This is a genomic window from Bradyrhizobium sp. CIR18, from assembly GCF_014198295.1.
Lineage (GTDB): Bacteria > Pseudomonadota > Alphaproteobacteria > Rhizobiales > Xanthobacteraceae > Bradyrhizobium.
The window spans coordinates 930,506-945,412 of sequence record NZ_JACIHF010000001.1; the positions used below are offsets into that span (position 1 = coordinate 930,506).

Below are 14,907 nucleotides of genomic sequence, written 5' to 3' on the forward strand. Positions count from 1 at the left end.
CCGGGTTCACTCCGCGGCGCGACGCATGATATGCGCTACGCATGCCGGCTCTTATCCTGCCCCTCATCGATGCTGCAACCCACTGGCCCGCCCGCGGCGCGCTGGTCGGGCTCGACCTCGGCACCAAGACCATCGGCGTTGCGGTGTCCGACCCGGACCGGCGGCTTGCGACCGGCGTCGAGACGATCCAGCGCAAGCAGTTCAAGCAGGACGCCGCCCGGCTGCTCGCGATCGCGGCCGAGCGCAGAGTGGTCGGCTTCGTGCTCGGCCTGCCCATCAACATGGACGGCAGCGAGGGTCCGCGCGCTCAATCTACCCGCGCCTTCGCCCGCAATCTCGCCGGCCTGACCGCCCTCCCCATCGGCCTGTGGGACGAGCGCCTCTCGACCGCGGCCGTCGAACGCGAGCTGATCGGCATGGACGTCAGCCGCGCCAAGCGCGCCGAGGTGATCGACGAGCACGCCGCGATCTTCATCCTGCAGGGCGCGCTCGACCGCCTCGCCAATCTGCGTCCAGGGACCGCCTGACCGATGGCCGTCGTGATCGCGGCGCTGCTGCCGGTCTTCATCCTCATCGTGCTCGGAATCGTGCTGAAGCGCAGCCTGATGCGGCTCGACACGCAATGGCACGGGCTGGAGCGACTGACCTATTTCGTGCTGTTTCCGATGCTGCTGATCCAGACGCTGGTGAAGGCCGACCTCTCCAAGGTGCCGGTCGCCGGCGTCGGCGGTGCGCTGCTGCTGTCGGCACTGGCGATGTCGCTGCTCTGCCTCGCGCTGCGCCCTGCCCTGGCCCGGCTCGATATCGACGGCCCCGCCTTCACCTCGATCTTCCAGGGCGCGACGCGCTGGCAGACCTTCGTCGGGCTGTCGGTCGCCGCCAACATGTTCGGCGATGTCGGGCTGGCGCTCGCCTCCGTGGCGATGGTCGCGATCATTCCCCTCGTCAACGTATTGAGCGTCGTGGTGCTCGCTCATTACGCCGCGCCCGAGAAGCAGTCCGCAGGCACGATCGTCATGACGGTGATCCGCAATCCGCTGATCTGGGCCTGCGCGATCGGGCTCTTCGTCAATGTCACCCACCTGCCGTTGCCAAAACTCTGGCACGACGTGGCGGACGCGCTCAGCCGCTCCTCGCTCGCGATCGGCCTGCTCGTCACCGGCGCGGGCCTGCATCTCGAAGGCCTCTTGCGTCCAAGCCTGGCCGCGGCCATCGGCGTCGTCTTCAAGCTCGCGCTGATGCCTGCGCTGGCGCTGGCGCTGGCCCTCTGGTTCGGGCTATCAGGCGACAGCCGCGCGATCGTGGCGATCTGCGCGGCGGTGCCGACCTCGTCCAGCGCCTATGTGATGGCGCGCCAGATGGGCGGCGACGCGCCGTTGCTGGCGCAGATCATCACGCTGCAGACGATTCTGGCGGCCATCACGATGCCGGTCGCGATCGCGCTGGCGGCTTAGCTCCCCAGCCACATCGTCAGCACCACCGCGGTCAGATTGTTCAGCGCGTGCAGCACGATGGTGAGCCAGAGCGAATTCGCCCGATAGCGCATATAGCCGAACCACAGGCCGATGGTGAAGACTTCGGCGAGGAAGTACATGTCGTATTGCAGGTGCACGATGGTCCAGACCAGCGACGACAGCAGGATCGCGCCCGGCACGCGCAAGAAGCTCGCCGACCAGCCGCGATAGAGGAAGCCGCGCGCCAGGATCTCTTCCGACATCGGCGCAGCCACGCTGAAGGCGAATAGCAGCAACAGCGCCGCGCCCTTGTCGCGGCCCGATTTCAACAGATCAGTCATGAAGCCCGGCGTCGCCTCGCGGCCGAGCGCACGCGACATCGTCTCCCAGACCAGCACCAGCAGGATGAGGCCGACCGCACCGAACAGGAGCTGCTTCCAGGACGGCCAATGCAGCGCGAGATAGTCGACGAAGGAGGCTTTCTTGATGGCAATGGCGAGCCACACCGCCAAAAGCGTCGCCGGCAGGCCCATGATGACCGACAGCGCGAGCGCCTGCGGATCGTGGCCGACCGCCTGGAGCGAGGCGAAGTCCATGGGAAGACCACGCTGCGCCACCAGCAGGACGACGGCGCCGATCTGCCCGACGAACATCGCGGCGAAGATAAAAAGGCCCCACAACGCGGTGCCCCAGAACATCCAGACGCGCGGCGGCGCTGGCGTCATAGTCAGCGGCGGATGGTCGGGATTGAGGGAGTCCATCAGAAGGCTTTCGTTGGGAAGACTCACGGCAGCGCCCGCTCCAGCAGCGCGCGGGCCTCGCCGCTCTCCAGCTCGACGGCGCCGTACATGCTGGCGTGATTGGCCGCAAGGCGTGTGCTCGCGAACAGTTCGGCATTACGCGGCGACACGCCGTTCAATGCCGCAGCAGCGGCCAGCAGCGCCAGCTTCTCGACGGCGAGACGCGCGACGCGCTCGCCATCGGCGCGGCGGAAAGTCTTGCCGATGAACGCGGCCGCGTCTCCTGCCCCGGGCAAGCCCTTCGTCTCGGCCGCAAGCGATTGCAGCACAGCCGTCGCCGGCTCCGGCTCGCGCGAGAGCGCGCGGAGCACGTCGAGGCACATCACATTGCCCGAGCCCTCCCAGATCGCGTTGACCGGCGACTCCCGGTAGTGCCGCGCCAGAATGCCGTCCTCGACATAGCCGTTGCCGCCGAGGCATTCCATGGACTCATAGAGGAACGGCGGCGCACTCTTGCAGGTCCAGTATTTGATCGCGGGCGTCAAGAGCCGCATATACGCGGCCTCCGCCGCATCGTGCGGCGTGCGGTCGAAGGCGCGGCAGAGCCGCATGACCAGGGCCGTGCTCGCCTCGACATGCAGCGCCATGTCCGACAGCACGGCCTGCATCAGCGGCTGATCGGCGAGATGTTTCTGGAACACGCTGCGGTGTCGGGCGTGATGCAGCGCATGCGCAAGCCCCGAGCGCATCAGGCCGACGGAGGCGATCGCGCAATCCTGCCGCGTCAGCTGCACCATCTGGATGATGGTGCGGATGCCCTTGCCTTCCTCGCCGACCCGCTCCGCATAGGCACCGACGAACTCGACCTCGGACGAGGCATTGGAGCGATTGCCGAGCTTGTCCTTCAACCGCTGGAACTGGATCGCATTCACCGAACCATCCGGCGCGAAGCGCGGCATGAAGAAGCAGGTCAGCCCGCTGTTCGCCTGCGCCAGTACCAGGAAGGCATCGCACATCGGCGCCGACATGAACCATTTGTGGCCGGTGATGCGGTAGGCCTCGCCCTCGCGCACCGCGCGCGTCATGTTGGCACGCACGTCGGTGCCGCCCTGCTTCTCGGTCATGCCCATGCCGAGCGTCATGCCGCGCTTCTGCCACCACGGCGCAAAGCTCGGGTCGTAGCTCCGGGTCGACAGCACCGGCATCACCCTGCCGAGCAGGTCCGGCTGCATCGCCAACGCGCCGACCGAGGCGCGCGTCATCGTGATCGGACAGAGATGGCCGGTCTCGACCTGTGCGGCCATGTAGAATTTCGCCGCGCGGATGACCTCGGCGGCATCGCCCGCCGGCTTTCCGTCTGCCGTCCAGGTCGAATTGTGCACGCCGGCATGGGCGCTGTGCGCCATCAGCTCGTGATAGGCCGGGTGAAACTCGACCTGGTCGCGGCGGTTGCCTTTTGCGTCGAAGCTGCGCAGCTTCGGCGTATTCTCGTTCGCGACACGCCCGCGATCGGCCATCGCGGCCGAGCCCCACTGCTTGCCAAACTCGGACAGCTCGCGTTCCGCCGCCGCACCGCCATTGGCCTTCACCGCATCGACCAGCGGCCGATCCGCGGCGAACAGGTCGACATCCTCGAACGGCGGCGACTGGTTGAAGACCTCGTGGGTCGCGAAGCTCGGCTGGGTCATGGTGCTTCCTCGGCGCGGAATCAGTTCCGGCGCGGCTGGATCGGGAAATCATAGGCCGCCCCGCCGGCCCCCGGCAGGGAAAAATGCCACCACTCCTTCGAATAGTTCACAAAGCCTTGCCTGGCCATCGCAGCCACCAGCCGCCTGCGCCAGATGCGCTGCTCGGACGTAATCGCCGGTGCCGCGGTATGGCCCTTCGCATCGGTACAGTCGTAGCCGGTGCCCATGTCGACGCTGCCTTCCGGCGCGCGCGCTTCGACCGGCGCGGTGCAATCCGCATAGGCTCTTGATGGGTCGTATTTGGCGGAGTTGTCAGCCTTCAGATCGACCAAAGTGAGATCGAGCGCGGCGCCCGTCGAATGCTGCGACCGGCTCGCGATGTAGCCGAGGCGGAACAGCTCGGTCTTGGGAATTTTGGGATTGTAGCGCCGCTCGGCGGCGCTCTCGTGACCGTTCTGCGACCACTTGACCATGTCGAGCGAGGCCCGCGCCGGCCGGTAGCAGTCGAACATCTTGAGCGAGAGGTCTTGCGCCGCCAGCTCCTGCTGCACCGCCTTGAGCCGCAGCCCGACTTCGCGCTTCACCACGCACTCGCCGGCGTTGTAGCCGGCGAGCGGCCGGCCGACGAAATTGTTCGCGGTGGCGTAGCGGATGTCCTGGATGATGCCGGGAACGATGTCACGCAGATAGACGAAGCCGCCGGGGAGCGATTGGGCGTGGGCCGCGCTGATTGTTGCTGCAGCCAAGAGCACAGTCAGGATTGTTTTCACGAAATGCCCCCACATCGTCATGGCCGGGTTTATCCCGGCCATCCACGTTCTTTTTGCGTCAAATGCGATAGAAGAACGTGGATGCCCGGGACAAGCCCGGGCATGACGTCGAGGCCACGCCGCAGCGTCGGGACCGACAGATCAGGGGATAACTCACCGCCCCGGCTTTGCCCCTTGCCCCCCCATCCATCCGCGCCTATAGCTCTCGTTTTAATGACATCGAAATCGACCTTCGTCCTCGGCCACCGGCACTTGCTGGGCATCGAGGGCCTTTCCGCGGCCGACATCACCGGCCTCCTCGACCTGTCCGAAGAATATGTCGAGCTCAACCGGCAGGTTGACAAGAAGCGCACCGTCCTGCGGGGACGGACGCAGGTGAACCTCTTCTTCGAGGCCTCCACCCGGACCCAATCCTCGTTCGAGCTTGCGGGCAAGCGGCTCGGTGCCGACGTCATGAACATGTCGGTCTCCTCCTCGTCCATGAAGAAGGGCGAGACGCTGATCGACACCGCGATGACGCTGAACGCGATGCACCCGGATATCCTGGTGATGCGCCATCACGCCTCCGGCGCGGTGGAACTGCTGGCGCGCAAGGTTGACGGTTCCGTGATCAATGCCGGCGACGGCGCCCATGAGCATCCGACCCAGGCCCTGCTCGACGCGCTCACCATCCGCCGCAACAAGGGCCGGATCGAGGGGCTCGTGGTCGCGATCTGCGGCGATGTTCTGCATTCGCGCGTCGCCCGCTCGAACATCATCCTGCTCAACACGATGGGCGCCCGCGTCCGCGTGGTCGGCCCCACCACGTTGCTGCCGCCGGGCATCGAGCGGATGGGCGTCGAGGTCGCGCGCGACATGCGCGAGGGGCTCAACGGCGCCGACATCGTCATGATGCTGCGGCTGCAGCGCGAGCGCATGAACGGCTCCTTCGTGCCGTCCTCCAGCGAGTACTTCAACTATTTCGGGCTCGACCAGAAGAAGCTCGCCTACGCCAAGCCGGACGCACTCGTGATGCATCCGGGCCCCATGAACCGCGGCGTGGAGATCGACTCGATTGTGGCCGACGGCGCGCAGTCCCTGATCCGCGAACAGGTGGAGATGGGGGTGGCCGTGCGCATGGCCGTGCTGGAAGCGCTCGCCCGTAACCTGCCGAACGCGTGATGCCGATGTTGACCGATCGCCGCCCCATCCTGCTCGCCAACGCCCGCGTCGTCGATCCCTCCCGGGATTTCGACGGTGTCGGCGACGTCCTGATCGCCGACGGCGCCATCCGCGAGACCCGCCGCGGCATCGGCGCGGCCGGCGTCCCCGAAGGCACCGACATCGTCAACTGCTCCGGCAAGATCGTCGCGCCCGGCCTGATCGACATGCGCGCCTTCGTCGGCGAGCCCGGCTTCAGCCATCGCGAGACCTTTGCCACCGCGAGCCAGGCGGCCGCGACCGGCGGCATCACCACCATCATCTGCCAGCCCGACACCTCTCCGGTGATCGATAATTCGGCGACCGTCGACTTCGTGATGCGCCGCGCCCGCGACACCGCGATCGTCAACATCCAGCCGATGGCGGCGCTCACAAAGGGCATGCACGGCGATGAGATGACCGAGTTCGGTCTGCTCAAGGCCGCGGGCGCCGTCGCCTTCAGCGATGGCGTCAGAAGCGTGACCAATGCGCAGGTGATGCGCCGCGCGCTGACCTACGCCCGCGATTTCGACGCGCTGATCGTCCACTACACCGAGGACCCCGATCTCGTCGGCGAAGGCGTGATGAACGAGGGCGAGTTCGCATCGCGGCTCGGCCTGATGGGCATCCCGAATGCCGCCGAGGCCGTGATCCTCGAACGCGACATGCGCCTCGTGGCCTTGACCGGCGGCCGCTATCACGCGGCCTCGCTGACCTGCATCGACTCGCTCGAGATCCTTCAGCGCGCGCGCGACGCCGGGCTCGCCGTCAGCGCCTCGGTCTCGATCAACCATCTTGCGCTGAACGAGAACGACATCGGCCCCTACCGTTCATTCCTGAAACTGTCGCCGCCGTTGCGGACCGAGGACGACCGCCGCGCGCTGGTGGCCGCGATCGCCTCCGGCCTCCTCGACGTCATCATGTCCGACCACAATCCGCAGGACGTCGAGGTCAAGCGCCTGCCGTTCGCCGAAGCCGCTCCCGGCGCCGTTGGACTCGAGACCATGCTGCCCGCCGGCCTCCGCCTCGTGCATAATGGCGAGATGGAACTGAAGACGCTGATCCGCGCGATGTCGACCCGGCCGGCCGAATTGCTCGGCCTGCCCGGCGGAACCCTGCGCGCAGGCAGCCCGGCCGACGTCATCGTGATCGATCCCGACGTGCCCTGGGTGGTCGATCCCGCCGACCTCAAATCGCCCTGCAAGAACACTCCGTTCGACGAGGCCCGCTTTACAGGCCGCGTGGTGCGCACCATTGTCGGCGGACGCACGGTTTACGAGCATGTCTGACCTGTGCAATCGTTCGGCTCGAAAGTCGGGCCTTTGGAGCTGCCGCCATGGGGCTTGAAGCATTTTTGCCGGTGGCCTTCGTCATCGGCTACCTCCTCGGCTCGATCCCGTTCGGGCTGGTCCTGACCCGGCTCGCCGGCACCCAGGATATTCGCTCGATCGGCTCCGGCAGCATCGGCGCCACCAATGTGCTGCGCACGGGACGCAAGAGCCTTGCCGCAGGCACCCTGCTGTTCGACGCCCTCAAGGGCACCGTGGCCGTGGTGATCGCCGGCTACATCGCAGGACCCAATGCCGCCATGGTCGCCGGGCTCGGCGCGTTCCTCGGCCATCTGTTCCCGGTCTGGCTCAAGTTCCGGGGCGGCAAGGGCGTGGCCGTTTATATCGGCATCCTGATCGGCCTGTTCTGGCCCGGCGCCGTCGTGTTCTGCCTGATCTGGCTGGCGACCGCCTTCACCACCCGCTACTCCTCGCTCTCCGCGCTGGTGGCGGCGTTCGTCACGCCGATGTTCCTGTGGTGGTTCGGGCATCTCGCCTTGTCGGCGCTGACGGCACTGCTGACGCTGCTGCTGTTCTACGCGCACCGCGAGAACATCAAGCGCTTGCAGACCGGCAAGGAGAGCCGGATCGGCGAGAAGGCTTGAAGCCGGACATCTACGGATATCGAAGCGACCTTCTGCATTATATGTCAAATCCTGTTCGCAACTCGCCGCCGACCCGCAGCCAGCCGTAGCGAACGGGTTCCATGCCTGTCATCCTGACAGAGCAAATGGCGTTACACGGTTGCTCAGAATGAGCGAGAAGATTGACGGCACGCACGATGACGGTAGCTCGCAGGGCACTGCGGCAAGCCGACTGCTGTCGATGACCAGCATCTGGTCCGATGCGCCCGCACCGCCGCCTGCGCCAAAGCTCACTGCCGTTTCGCCGCCGGCTCCGCCACCTGCCCCCGTCGCTCCCGCTCCTGTTGTAGTCGAGGTCCGACCTGCGGCTGCCCAGGTTGCATCGGCGCAGGCTCGCGCCACCCCCTGGCCGCCGCGAAAGCTCTCGCTGGCGCTGCAGGGCGGCGGCACCTTTGCCGCCTTCACCTGGGGCGTGCTGGAGCGGCTGCTGGAAGAGCCGATCGAGATCGACACCATCAGCGGCGCCAGTGCCGGCGCCATCAATGCGCTCCTGCTCGCCTCCGGCCTTGCCGAAGGCGGCCGCGAAGCGGCACGGGCACGACTGAGCCGGTTCTGGCTCCGCCTGCTGCACGAGGCCTCGTTCCGCTCGCTGATGCTGGTCGGTGGCTTCTCGCCGGCGGGAAGCTCGGTCGCGTTCGGTCCGACGCTGCGCTCCGGCCAGTTCGATCCTTTCGATCTCGATCCGCTGCGACAGGCGCTGTCGCGCGACATCAATTTCGCCGCGCTGCTCAATCCGGACTGCCCGAAGCTCTTGATCGCGGCGACACGGATCCGCGACGGGCAGCAGCACATCTTCCGCAACGACGCCATCACCGCCGACGTCGCGCTGGCCTCGACCTGTCCGCCCCTGGTTCACTGCGCCGTCGAGATCGAGGGCGAAGCCTATTGGGACGGCGGCTTTGGCGGCAACCCGCCCTTGCTGCGGCTGGCGCAGGACACGACGACGTCCGATGTCCTGCTCGTTCAGATCACGCCGGCGCGCGACAGCTACGTGCCGATCACGCTTGCCGCGATCGATCGCCGGCTGGACCAGATCGCGGCCAACGCCGCCCTCAATGCCGAGATCGCGGCGATCGAATGGGCGCAAGCGCGTGCCGCGCCGTCGCTGCGCCTCACCAGGATCGCGGCGGAAGATTCCGTTGACGGCCTGGCACAACGTTCGTCCGCCGATCTCGGCCGCGGCTTCATTCGCCTGCTGCACCGAAGCGGTCGCGCAGCCGCAGAGCGCTGGCTCGGGCAAGATGCAAAGATCGGCGCACCGCTCTCTGCGCCCGCACAGTCCCTTGTCGCGTCCGAACCCGCGCTAGCCTGACTTCGCCAGCGCGTTCTCCAGGAACCATGCCGCCGCGAGTGCGACCGGATCGTTGCCGAAGCGCGCGATCACCTGCACGCCGATCGGCAGGCCGCCCGCCTTCAGCACCGGCACGTTGACGCAAGGATTGCCCATCAGCGTCCACAGCCGGTTGTAGCGAGGATCGCCTGTCGTCGCGAGCTCCTTGGCCGGTGCCGTGCCGGGCGCCGAATAGGTCAAGAGCACGTCGACGCCCTCGAACAATTCGCCGAGCTCGCGGCGGCCACGACGGCTGATCCGGCGTGCCTCGTCATAGTCCCTCGGCGTCAGATGGGCGGTGGCATCGAGGCTTGCCCGCAGCATCGGCGCGATCTCGTCGTGACGCTCCGAAAACTCCCAGGCCAGCGCGCGATGCGCCTCGAAATCCTGGACGATGGGATGGATGCGCCAGGCCTCCCGCACCGCCTCGGGCAGATCAATGGCCTGCACGCTGGCACCGGCGCGCTCCGCCGCCTTGATCGCGGCCTGCAAGCCTTCTTCGGCCGCCGGCTCCACAGCACCGGCAAATTCCTGCCGGACGACGGCAATGCGTGGCGCCTTGGCCGGGACGATGCCGGAAAACTCGGTGCGGCCCGTCATCGCCAAAAGTCCGCGCGCAAGATCCTCCGCACGCGCGCCGAACAGGCCGACCGTGTCGAGCGCCCACGAATAGCACTTCACGCCAACCGTCGGCAGCATGCGGAACGACGGCTTGATCGCGGCAGTCCCGCAATAGGCCGCGGGCCGGATCACCGAGCCGCCGGTCTGGGTGCCCAGTGCCAGCGGGATCATGCCGGCACCGACCGCCGCCGCCGAGCCCGAGGACGAGCCGCCCGGCGAATGGCCGAGATTATGCGGATTGAGCGTCGGGGTGGGATCGCGCGACGCGAATGCCGTGGTCGTGGTCTTGCCGATGATGGTGGCGCCTGCCCGCTTCAGCATCATGACAACAGGCGCATCGCTGCGCGGCTGCCAGCCGCGATAGATCTCCGAGCCCATCTCGGTCGGCATATTGGCGGTGTCGATGATGTCCTTGATGCCGACCGCGATGCCCCGCAGCGGGCCGGAGGCCTGCGCCTTCGCGGATTTGTCGTGGCGGACGAAGGCGCGAACGTCCTTCTCTTTGGCCTCGATCGCCGCATGCGACTGGGCGATGGCGGCATCGGGCGAGAGCTCGCCCGCTTCGATGCGGCGCTGGAGGTCGGCGAGTGAGATCATGGCAATACCCTTCTTATTGGGATCGCTTTTAGCATCGGGGCGAGGCCACGCAAGCGCACGCCGCTGTTGCGCAACGCCCTCAGGTTGTTCCATGCTGCGGCCACAAGGAGACGCCGTGGACGCCATCAATCCGAGCGTGGAGCTGACCGAAGCTGAGCGGATCGACCGCATGCGGCTGATCCGCTCCGACAATGTCGGACCGCGCACCTTCCGTTCGCTGGTCGATCATTTCGGCAGCCCGCGCGCCGCACTGGAGCGGCTGCCTGATCTGGCGCGCCGCGGCGGCGCGCAGCGGTCTGGGCGCATCTATAGCGCGGACGAGGCCAAGGCCGAGCTCGCCGCCAGCCGCAAATTCGGCATCGCCTGGCGCGCACCCGGCGAGGACGGCTATCCGGCCCGGCTGGCGATGATCGACGATGCGCCGCCGCTGCTCGCGGTGCGCGGCGATACGAAGACCTTGATGCGGCCGATGATCGCCATCGTCGGCTCGCGCAACGCCTCCGGCGCCGGGCTGAAATTCGCAGGCCTGCTGGCGCGCGAGCTCGGCGAAGCCGGATTCATCGTCATCTCAGGGCTCGCCCGCGGCGTCGATCAGGCCGCCCATCGCGCCAGCGTCGCAAGCGGCACGATCGCGGTGCTCGCCGGTGGACATGATTGCATCTATCCGCCCGAGCATGGCGACCTGCTCGCAGCGATCCTCGACCACGCCGGCGCTGCGATTTCCGAGATGCCACTCGGCCACGAGCCGCGCGCCCGCGACTTTCCCCGCCGCAACCGCCTGATCTCGGGCGCCTCGCTCGGCGTCGTCGTGGTGGAAGCGGCGCACCGCTCGGGCTCGCTGATCACCGCGCGCATGGCGGCCGAACAGGGCCGCGAGGTGTTCGCGGTGCCGGGCTCGCCACTCGATCCGCGTGCCGCCGGCGCCAATGATCTGATCAAGCAGGGCGCGACCCTCGTCACGGAAGCTTCCGACATCATCAACGCGGTTGCACCGATCATGGAGCGGCCGCTGATGCACCCCGTCAGCGAGCCCGACAGCGAGCCGTTCGAGAGCGATCCGCAAAGCCATGACCGCAACCAGATCACCGGCCTGCTCGGCCCCACCCCGATCTCGATCGACGATCTCGTGCGGATGTGCGGCGCCTCACCTGCGATCGTGCGCACCGTGCTGCTGGAGCTCGAGCTCGCCGGCAAGCTGGAGCGTCACGGCGGCGGGCTGGTGTCGCTGCTTTAGCTCTCGTTGCGCTCGTCGAACTTCGTCCGCGCCGCCGCGATCTGCTGCTGATGCGCGATCGCCCACTCGCCGAGCGCCTTCACCGGCTGTTGGAGACCACGGCCGAGATCGGTCAACTCATAGTCGACCCGCGGCGGGATGGTGGGGAAGATCGTGCGCGTAACGAGGCCGTCGCGCTCCAGCCCCCGCAGCGTCAATGTCAGCATGCGCTGCGAGATGCCGTTGATCATGCGCTTCAGCTCGTTGAAGCGCTTCGGCCCGTCGCTCAGCATCATGATGACGAACACGCTCCATTTGTCACCGACGCGAGAAAGCACGGAGGCGACCCCACGGCAGTCCGCATGGTCGGGATGCGGCATTGGATCGGGCCTCGGCGTCGCAGGAAAACCGGTGTTCTTAGGTTTCAAAGATGTGCCCATGGCTCAAAAAAGTGCGTTCTTGCGAGGTTTTCGATAGTCACTCATGTAGCTCTGGTTACAAACTTATACCAGGGTGACCCCAAATGAAACTGCTTCATCTCGACTCCAGCGTGCTCGGCCCCCACTCCGTCTCCAGGCAGGTCTCTGCCGCCATCGTCGACCGGCTCCGGCAGGCGACGCCCTCACTGGACATCACTTATCGCGACCTGACCCAGACCCCGCTGGCCCACCTCTCGGGATCGCACCTCGCCGCCGCGCAAGGCGCGCCCGCGCCGGCGGAACTCGGACCCGACCTCGCCGCGAGCGCAGCTGCGCTGGATGAGTTCCTGGCCGCTGACATCGTCGTGATCGGCGCGCCCATGTACAACTTCACCATTCCCAGCCAGCTCAAGGCCTGGATCGATCGCATCCTGGTGGTGGGGAAGACTTTCAAATACGGCGCGGCCGGGCCCGAGGGGCTCGCCGGGGGCAAGCGCGTGATCGTGGCGATCTCGCGCGGCGGCTATTATGGCGCGGAGACGCCGTATGCGGCCGGCGAGCATCTCGAAACCTATCTGCGCTGGGTGTTCGGCTTCATGGGCATCACCGGCGTCGAATTCATTCCGGCCGACGGAGTCCAGGTCGGCCCGGACCACCGCGAGAAGTCGCTGGCCGGCGCCCTTCAGGCAGCCACCAGCCTGCGCGCGGCATAGTCCTCGCGAGCGCAGAACCGTCCGGCGCAACACACGATCTGCGCCGGACGACTTAAGCTCGGAGGAGCGATCAACCGCGATAGATCGGCGCGCCGCTCGGCGAGGCCACCGCGCCGCCGTCGACGAAGATCTCCTGGCCCTGTACGTGCGCGGAATCATCGGAGGCGAGGAACAGCACCGTCTTCGCAACGTGATCGGTTTCACCGATGCGCCCCAGAGGCGTCGACAGCGCGATCCGCTTCTCGAACGCCTTCTCGGCTTCCGGTGTTGCCGTTGCAGGTCCCCAGATCGGCGTGCGGGTCGCGCCGGGGGCGACCACGTTGACGCGGATGCCGCGCGGCGACAGCTCCGAGGCCATGATCCGCGCCATCGCGCGCACGCCGGCCTTCGCGGCGCCGTAAGCCGAGTAGCCGGGAATGCCGAGGACTGAGATCACCGAGCCGTTGAGGATGATCGAGGCATTGTCGCTGAGATAAGGCAGTGCCGCCTGCACCGTGAAGAATACGCTTGTCAGGTTCGTGCTGATGACCTTCTCGAAGACCTCGAGCGTGGCCGAGCCGAGCGGCGTGCCGCCGGCGATGCCGGCGTTGGCGAACACGATGTCAAACTTGCCGAACTTCTCGGCGCCCTGCTTGATCGCAGCTTCCGTCGCGGCGATGTCGGTGGCGTCCGCGACGAGCGCGAGGGCGTTCGGCCCGAGCTCCTTGGCCGCCGCCTCCAGCGTCTGTTTGTTGCGTCCGGTGATCACCACCTTGGCGCCTTCGGCCACGAACAGTTTTGCGGTCGCAAGGCCAATGCCGCTGTTGCCGCCGGTGATCAGGGCCGTCTTGTTCTTCAGTCTCACGTTCGCCTCCAGTGGTTGCATCATAAAACTAAGTTGCCATCTAGGGCACATGGTTTTATCATGCAACCACACAAGCGCGTGATCGGCACACCGATCGTGCGAACGCGACAAGACCGGAACGATGGTGAAACGAACCAGCTTCGAGGGCGATGCCTGCCCAATCGCGAGGTCGCTGGACGCGCTCGGCGATTGGTGGTCGCTGCTGATCATCCGCGAGGCGCTGTTCGGACTGCGCCGCTTCGGCGAATTCCAGAGCAAGCTCGGCATGGCCAAGAATATTTTGTCGGTCCGGCTGCGCGCGCTGGTCGACCACGGCATCCTGGCAACCGCCCCCGCCTCCGACGGCAGCGCCTACCAGGAATATGTGCTGACGCCGAAGGGCCGCGGCACCTTCCCGATCCTGGTGGCGCTCAGGCAATGGAGCGAGGAGTTCGACGACGCGCCTGAGGAGATCGCGACCATTTTGGTGGATCGCGCCAAGGGCCGCCCGGTGAAGAAGCTGGAAATGCGCGCGGAGGATGGCCGGCTGCTTAGCCCGGCGGATACGACTCTGAAGCCACGGCCGGCGTCGCGACGGCGGTCGGCGTGACGAGCCCGGCTCTCGCCACACCGTCAATGCGAGGAACCCTTGCGACGAAGCAATCCAGACTGCCGCCGCGGAAAGACTCTGGATTGCTTCCGCCTTCGCCAAGGCGTCGGCGGACAAGTCGCTGCGCTCGCAATGACGGGGTGGCGGGACTTGTGCAAAGTCTCGGCAACGTCAAAGATGGCTAGGCATCCCAAAGCGTCATCCCATGCCCCTGCTCGCCATCGTCTATTTTTCCATCTCCGGCACCACTGAGACGCTGGCGCATGCAGTGGCGCGCGGAGCGGATGGCATAGCGCACGTCGCGCTTTGTCGCATCACAGGTGACGATATCGTGTCGGGCCGCTTCCAGAATGAGAGCTTATTGAACACGATCGACCGCGCCAGCGCGGTCGCATTTGGCAGCCCGACCTACATGGGCGGAGCAGCGGCGCAATTCAAAGCCTTCGCAGACGCCTCAAGCGACCGGTGGACCCAGCAGCGATGGGCCAACAAGTTCGCAGCTGGCTTCACCACGGGGGCTCTCGCGGGGGGCGATCAACTCCACACCTTGACCTACTTCTCCATTCTGGCTGCGCAGCACGGCATGCTCTGGTGCGGGCTGGATATTCCGGGCGGGGAGGATCCGAGCGGCCGGAATCGGTTGGGCAGCCAACTTGGCTTGGCCACACACTTGGTTGGCGGCTTGTTACCCCAAAGCGACGTCAGCACGGCCGAATATCTCGGCCAGCGATTGGTGACAATGGCCAGCCGCAACGGCTAACCTCACCGTCCATTGAGC

General features: G+C 66.6%; 16 protein-coding genes. 10 read left to right on the forward strand and 6 right to left on the reverse strand.

Annotated features, from left to right (window positions below; all coding sequences use genetic code 11):
• Positions 1-41 precede the first annotated feature (41 nt).
• Both ruvX and GGD65_RS04520 read left to right on the forward strand, forming a co-directional pair.
• Positions 42-527 carry a Holliday junction resolvase RuvX gene (gene ruvX / locus GGD65_RS04515; protein ID WP_018321099.1) on the forward strand — a complete coding sequence of 162 codons (486 nt, stop codon included), beginning with the start codon at positions 42-44 and terminating at the stop codon, positions 525-527.
• Between the two features lie 3 nt (positions 528-530).
• Positions 531-1,454: an AEC family transporter gene (locus GGD65_RS04520; RefSeq protein WP_183234493.1), complete on the forward strand. Its 924-nt coding sequence runs from the start codon at positions 531-533 to the stop codon at positions 1,452-1,454.
• Here GGD65_RS04520 and GGD65_RS04525 read toward each other — a convergent pair.
• Genes GGD65_RS04525 through GGD65_RS04535 form a run of 3 tightly spaced genes read right to left on the reverse strand, consistent with a single transcriptional unit; the run spans position 1,451 to position 4,667 of the window.
• Complete coding sequence (locus GGD65_RS04525; RefSeq protein WP_092257604.1) at positions 1,451-2,215, reverse strand: CPBP family intramembrane glutamic endopeptidase; 765 nt, start codon at positions 2,213-2,215, stop codon at positions 1,451-1,453. The two genes, GGD65_RS04520 and GGD65_RS04525, sit on opposite strands and share 4 nt — an antisense overlap.
• A gap of 23 nt (positions 2,216-2,238) precedes the next feature.
• Positions 2,239-3,882, reverse strand: coding sequence for an isovaleryl-CoA dehydrogenase (locus tag GGD65_RS04530; protein ID WP_183234494.1), 1,644 nt, complete (start codon positions 3,880-3,882; stop codon positions 2,239-2,241).
• Between the two features lie 20 nt (positions 3,883-3,902).
• A complete protein-coding gene (locus tag GGD65_RS04535; RefSeq protein WP_183234953.1) occupies positions 3,903-4,667 on the reverse strand; it encodes a M15 family metallopeptidase in 765 nt (254 codons plus the stop codon).
• Between the two features lie 198 nt (positions 4,668-4,865).
• Here GGD65_RS04535 and GGD65_RS04540 point away from each other — a divergent pair, with 198 nt between their 5' ends.
• The 4 genes from GGD65_RS04540 to GGD65_RS04555 all read left to right on the forward strand — a co-directional run bounded on the left by GGD65_RS04540 (position 4,866) and on the right by GGD65_RS04555 (position 9,115).
• On the forward strand, positions 4,866-5,813 hold the full coding sequence (locus GGD65_RS04540; RefSeq protein WP_018321103.1) for an aspartate carbamoyltransferase catalytic subunit: 948 nt from the start codon (positions 4,866-4,868) through the stop codon (positions 5,811-5,813).
• Between the two features lie 5 nt (positions 5,814-5,818).
• Positions 5,819-7,120, forward strand: a complete 1,302-nt coding sequence (locus GGD65_RS04545) for a dihydroorotase (RefSeq protein WP_026202486.1) — start codon at positions 5,819-5,821, stop codon at positions 7,118-7,120.
• Between the two features lie 47 nt (positions 7,121-7,167).
• Positions 7,168-7,764, forward strand: a complete 597-nt coding sequence (gene plsY, locus GGD65_RS04550) for a glycerol-3-phosphate 1-O-acyltransferase PlsY (protein ID WP_092257610.1) — start codon at positions 7,168-7,170, stop codon at positions 7,762-7,764.
• Between the two features lie 148 nt (positions 7,765-7,912).
• Positions 7,913-9,115 carry a patatin-like phospholipase family protein gene (locus GGD65_RS04555; protein ID WP_183234495.1) on the forward strand — a complete coding sequence of 401 codons (1,203 nt, stop codon included), beginning with the start codon at positions 7,913-7,915 and terminating at the stop codon, positions 9,113-9,115.
• Here the strand turns inward: GGD65_RS04555 and GGD65_RS04560 are convergent.
• On the reverse strand, positions 9,107-10,351 hold the full coding sequence (locus GGD65_RS04560; RefSeq protein WP_183234496.1) for an amidase: 1,245 nt from the start codon (positions 10,349-10,351) through the stop codon (positions 9,107-9,109). The two genes, GGD65_RS04555 and GGD65_RS04560, sit on opposite strands and share 9 nt — an antisense overlap.
• A gap of 91 nt (positions 10,352-10,442) precedes the next feature.
• Between GGD65_RS04560 and dprA the strand changes: the two genes are divergently transcribed.
• The gene (dprA, locus tag GGD65_RS04565; protein WP_018321108.1) at positions 10,443-11,585 is read left to right on the forward strand and encodes a DNA-processing protein DprA; all 1,143 of its coding nucleotides are present in this window, start codon (positions 10,443-10,445) and stop codon (positions 11,583-11,585) included.
• On the opposite strand, the gene GGD65_RS04570 is transcribed toward dprA, so the two are convergent.
• A complete protein-coding gene (locus GGD65_RS04570) occupies positions 11,582-12,004 on the reverse strand; it encodes a helix-turn-helix domain-containing protein (protein WP_018321109.1) in 423 nt (140 codons plus the stop codon). The genes dprA and GGD65_RS04570 overlap by 4 nt on opposite strands.
• An 83-nt stretch (positions 12,005-12,087) precedes the next feature.
• On the opposite strand from GGD65_RS04570, the gene GGD65_RS04575 reads away from it, so the two are divergent.
• Positions 12,088-12,696, forward strand: coding sequence for an FMN-dependent NADH-azoreductase (locus GGD65_RS04575; RefSeq protein WP_092257623.1), 609 nt, complete (start codon positions 12,088-12,090; stop codon positions 12,694-12,696).
• 70 nt (positions 12,697-12,766) lie between these two features.
• On the opposite strand, the gene GGD65_RS04580 is transcribed toward GGD65_RS04575, so the two are convergent.
• Positions 12,767-13,540 (reverse strand): SDR family oxidoreductase, encoded by a 774-nt coding sequence (locus tag GGD65_RS04580; protein ID WP_183234497.1) that lies wholly within the window; start codon positions 13,538-13,540, stop codon positions 12,767-12,769.
• A 121-nt stretch (positions 13,541-13,661) separates the two neighbouring features.
• Between GGD65_RS04580 and GGD65_RS04585 the strand changes: the two genes are divergently transcribed.
• Positions 13,662-14,129 carry a helix-turn-helix domain-containing protein gene (locus tag GGD65_RS04585; RefSeq protein ID WP_183234498.1) on the forward strand — a complete coding sequence of 156 codons (468 nt, stop codon included), beginning with the start codon at positions 13,662-13,664 and terminating at the stop codon, positions 14,127-14,129.
• Positions 14,130-14,334: 205 nt separating this feature from the next.
• The gene (locus tag GGD65_RS04590) at positions 14,335-14,889 is read left to right on the forward strand and encodes a flavodoxin family protein (protein WP_092257629.1); all 555 of its coding nucleotides are present in this window, start codon (positions 14,335-14,337) and stop codon (positions 14,887-14,889) included.
• The last annotated feature ends 18 nt before the right edge of the window (positions 14,890-14,907 follow it).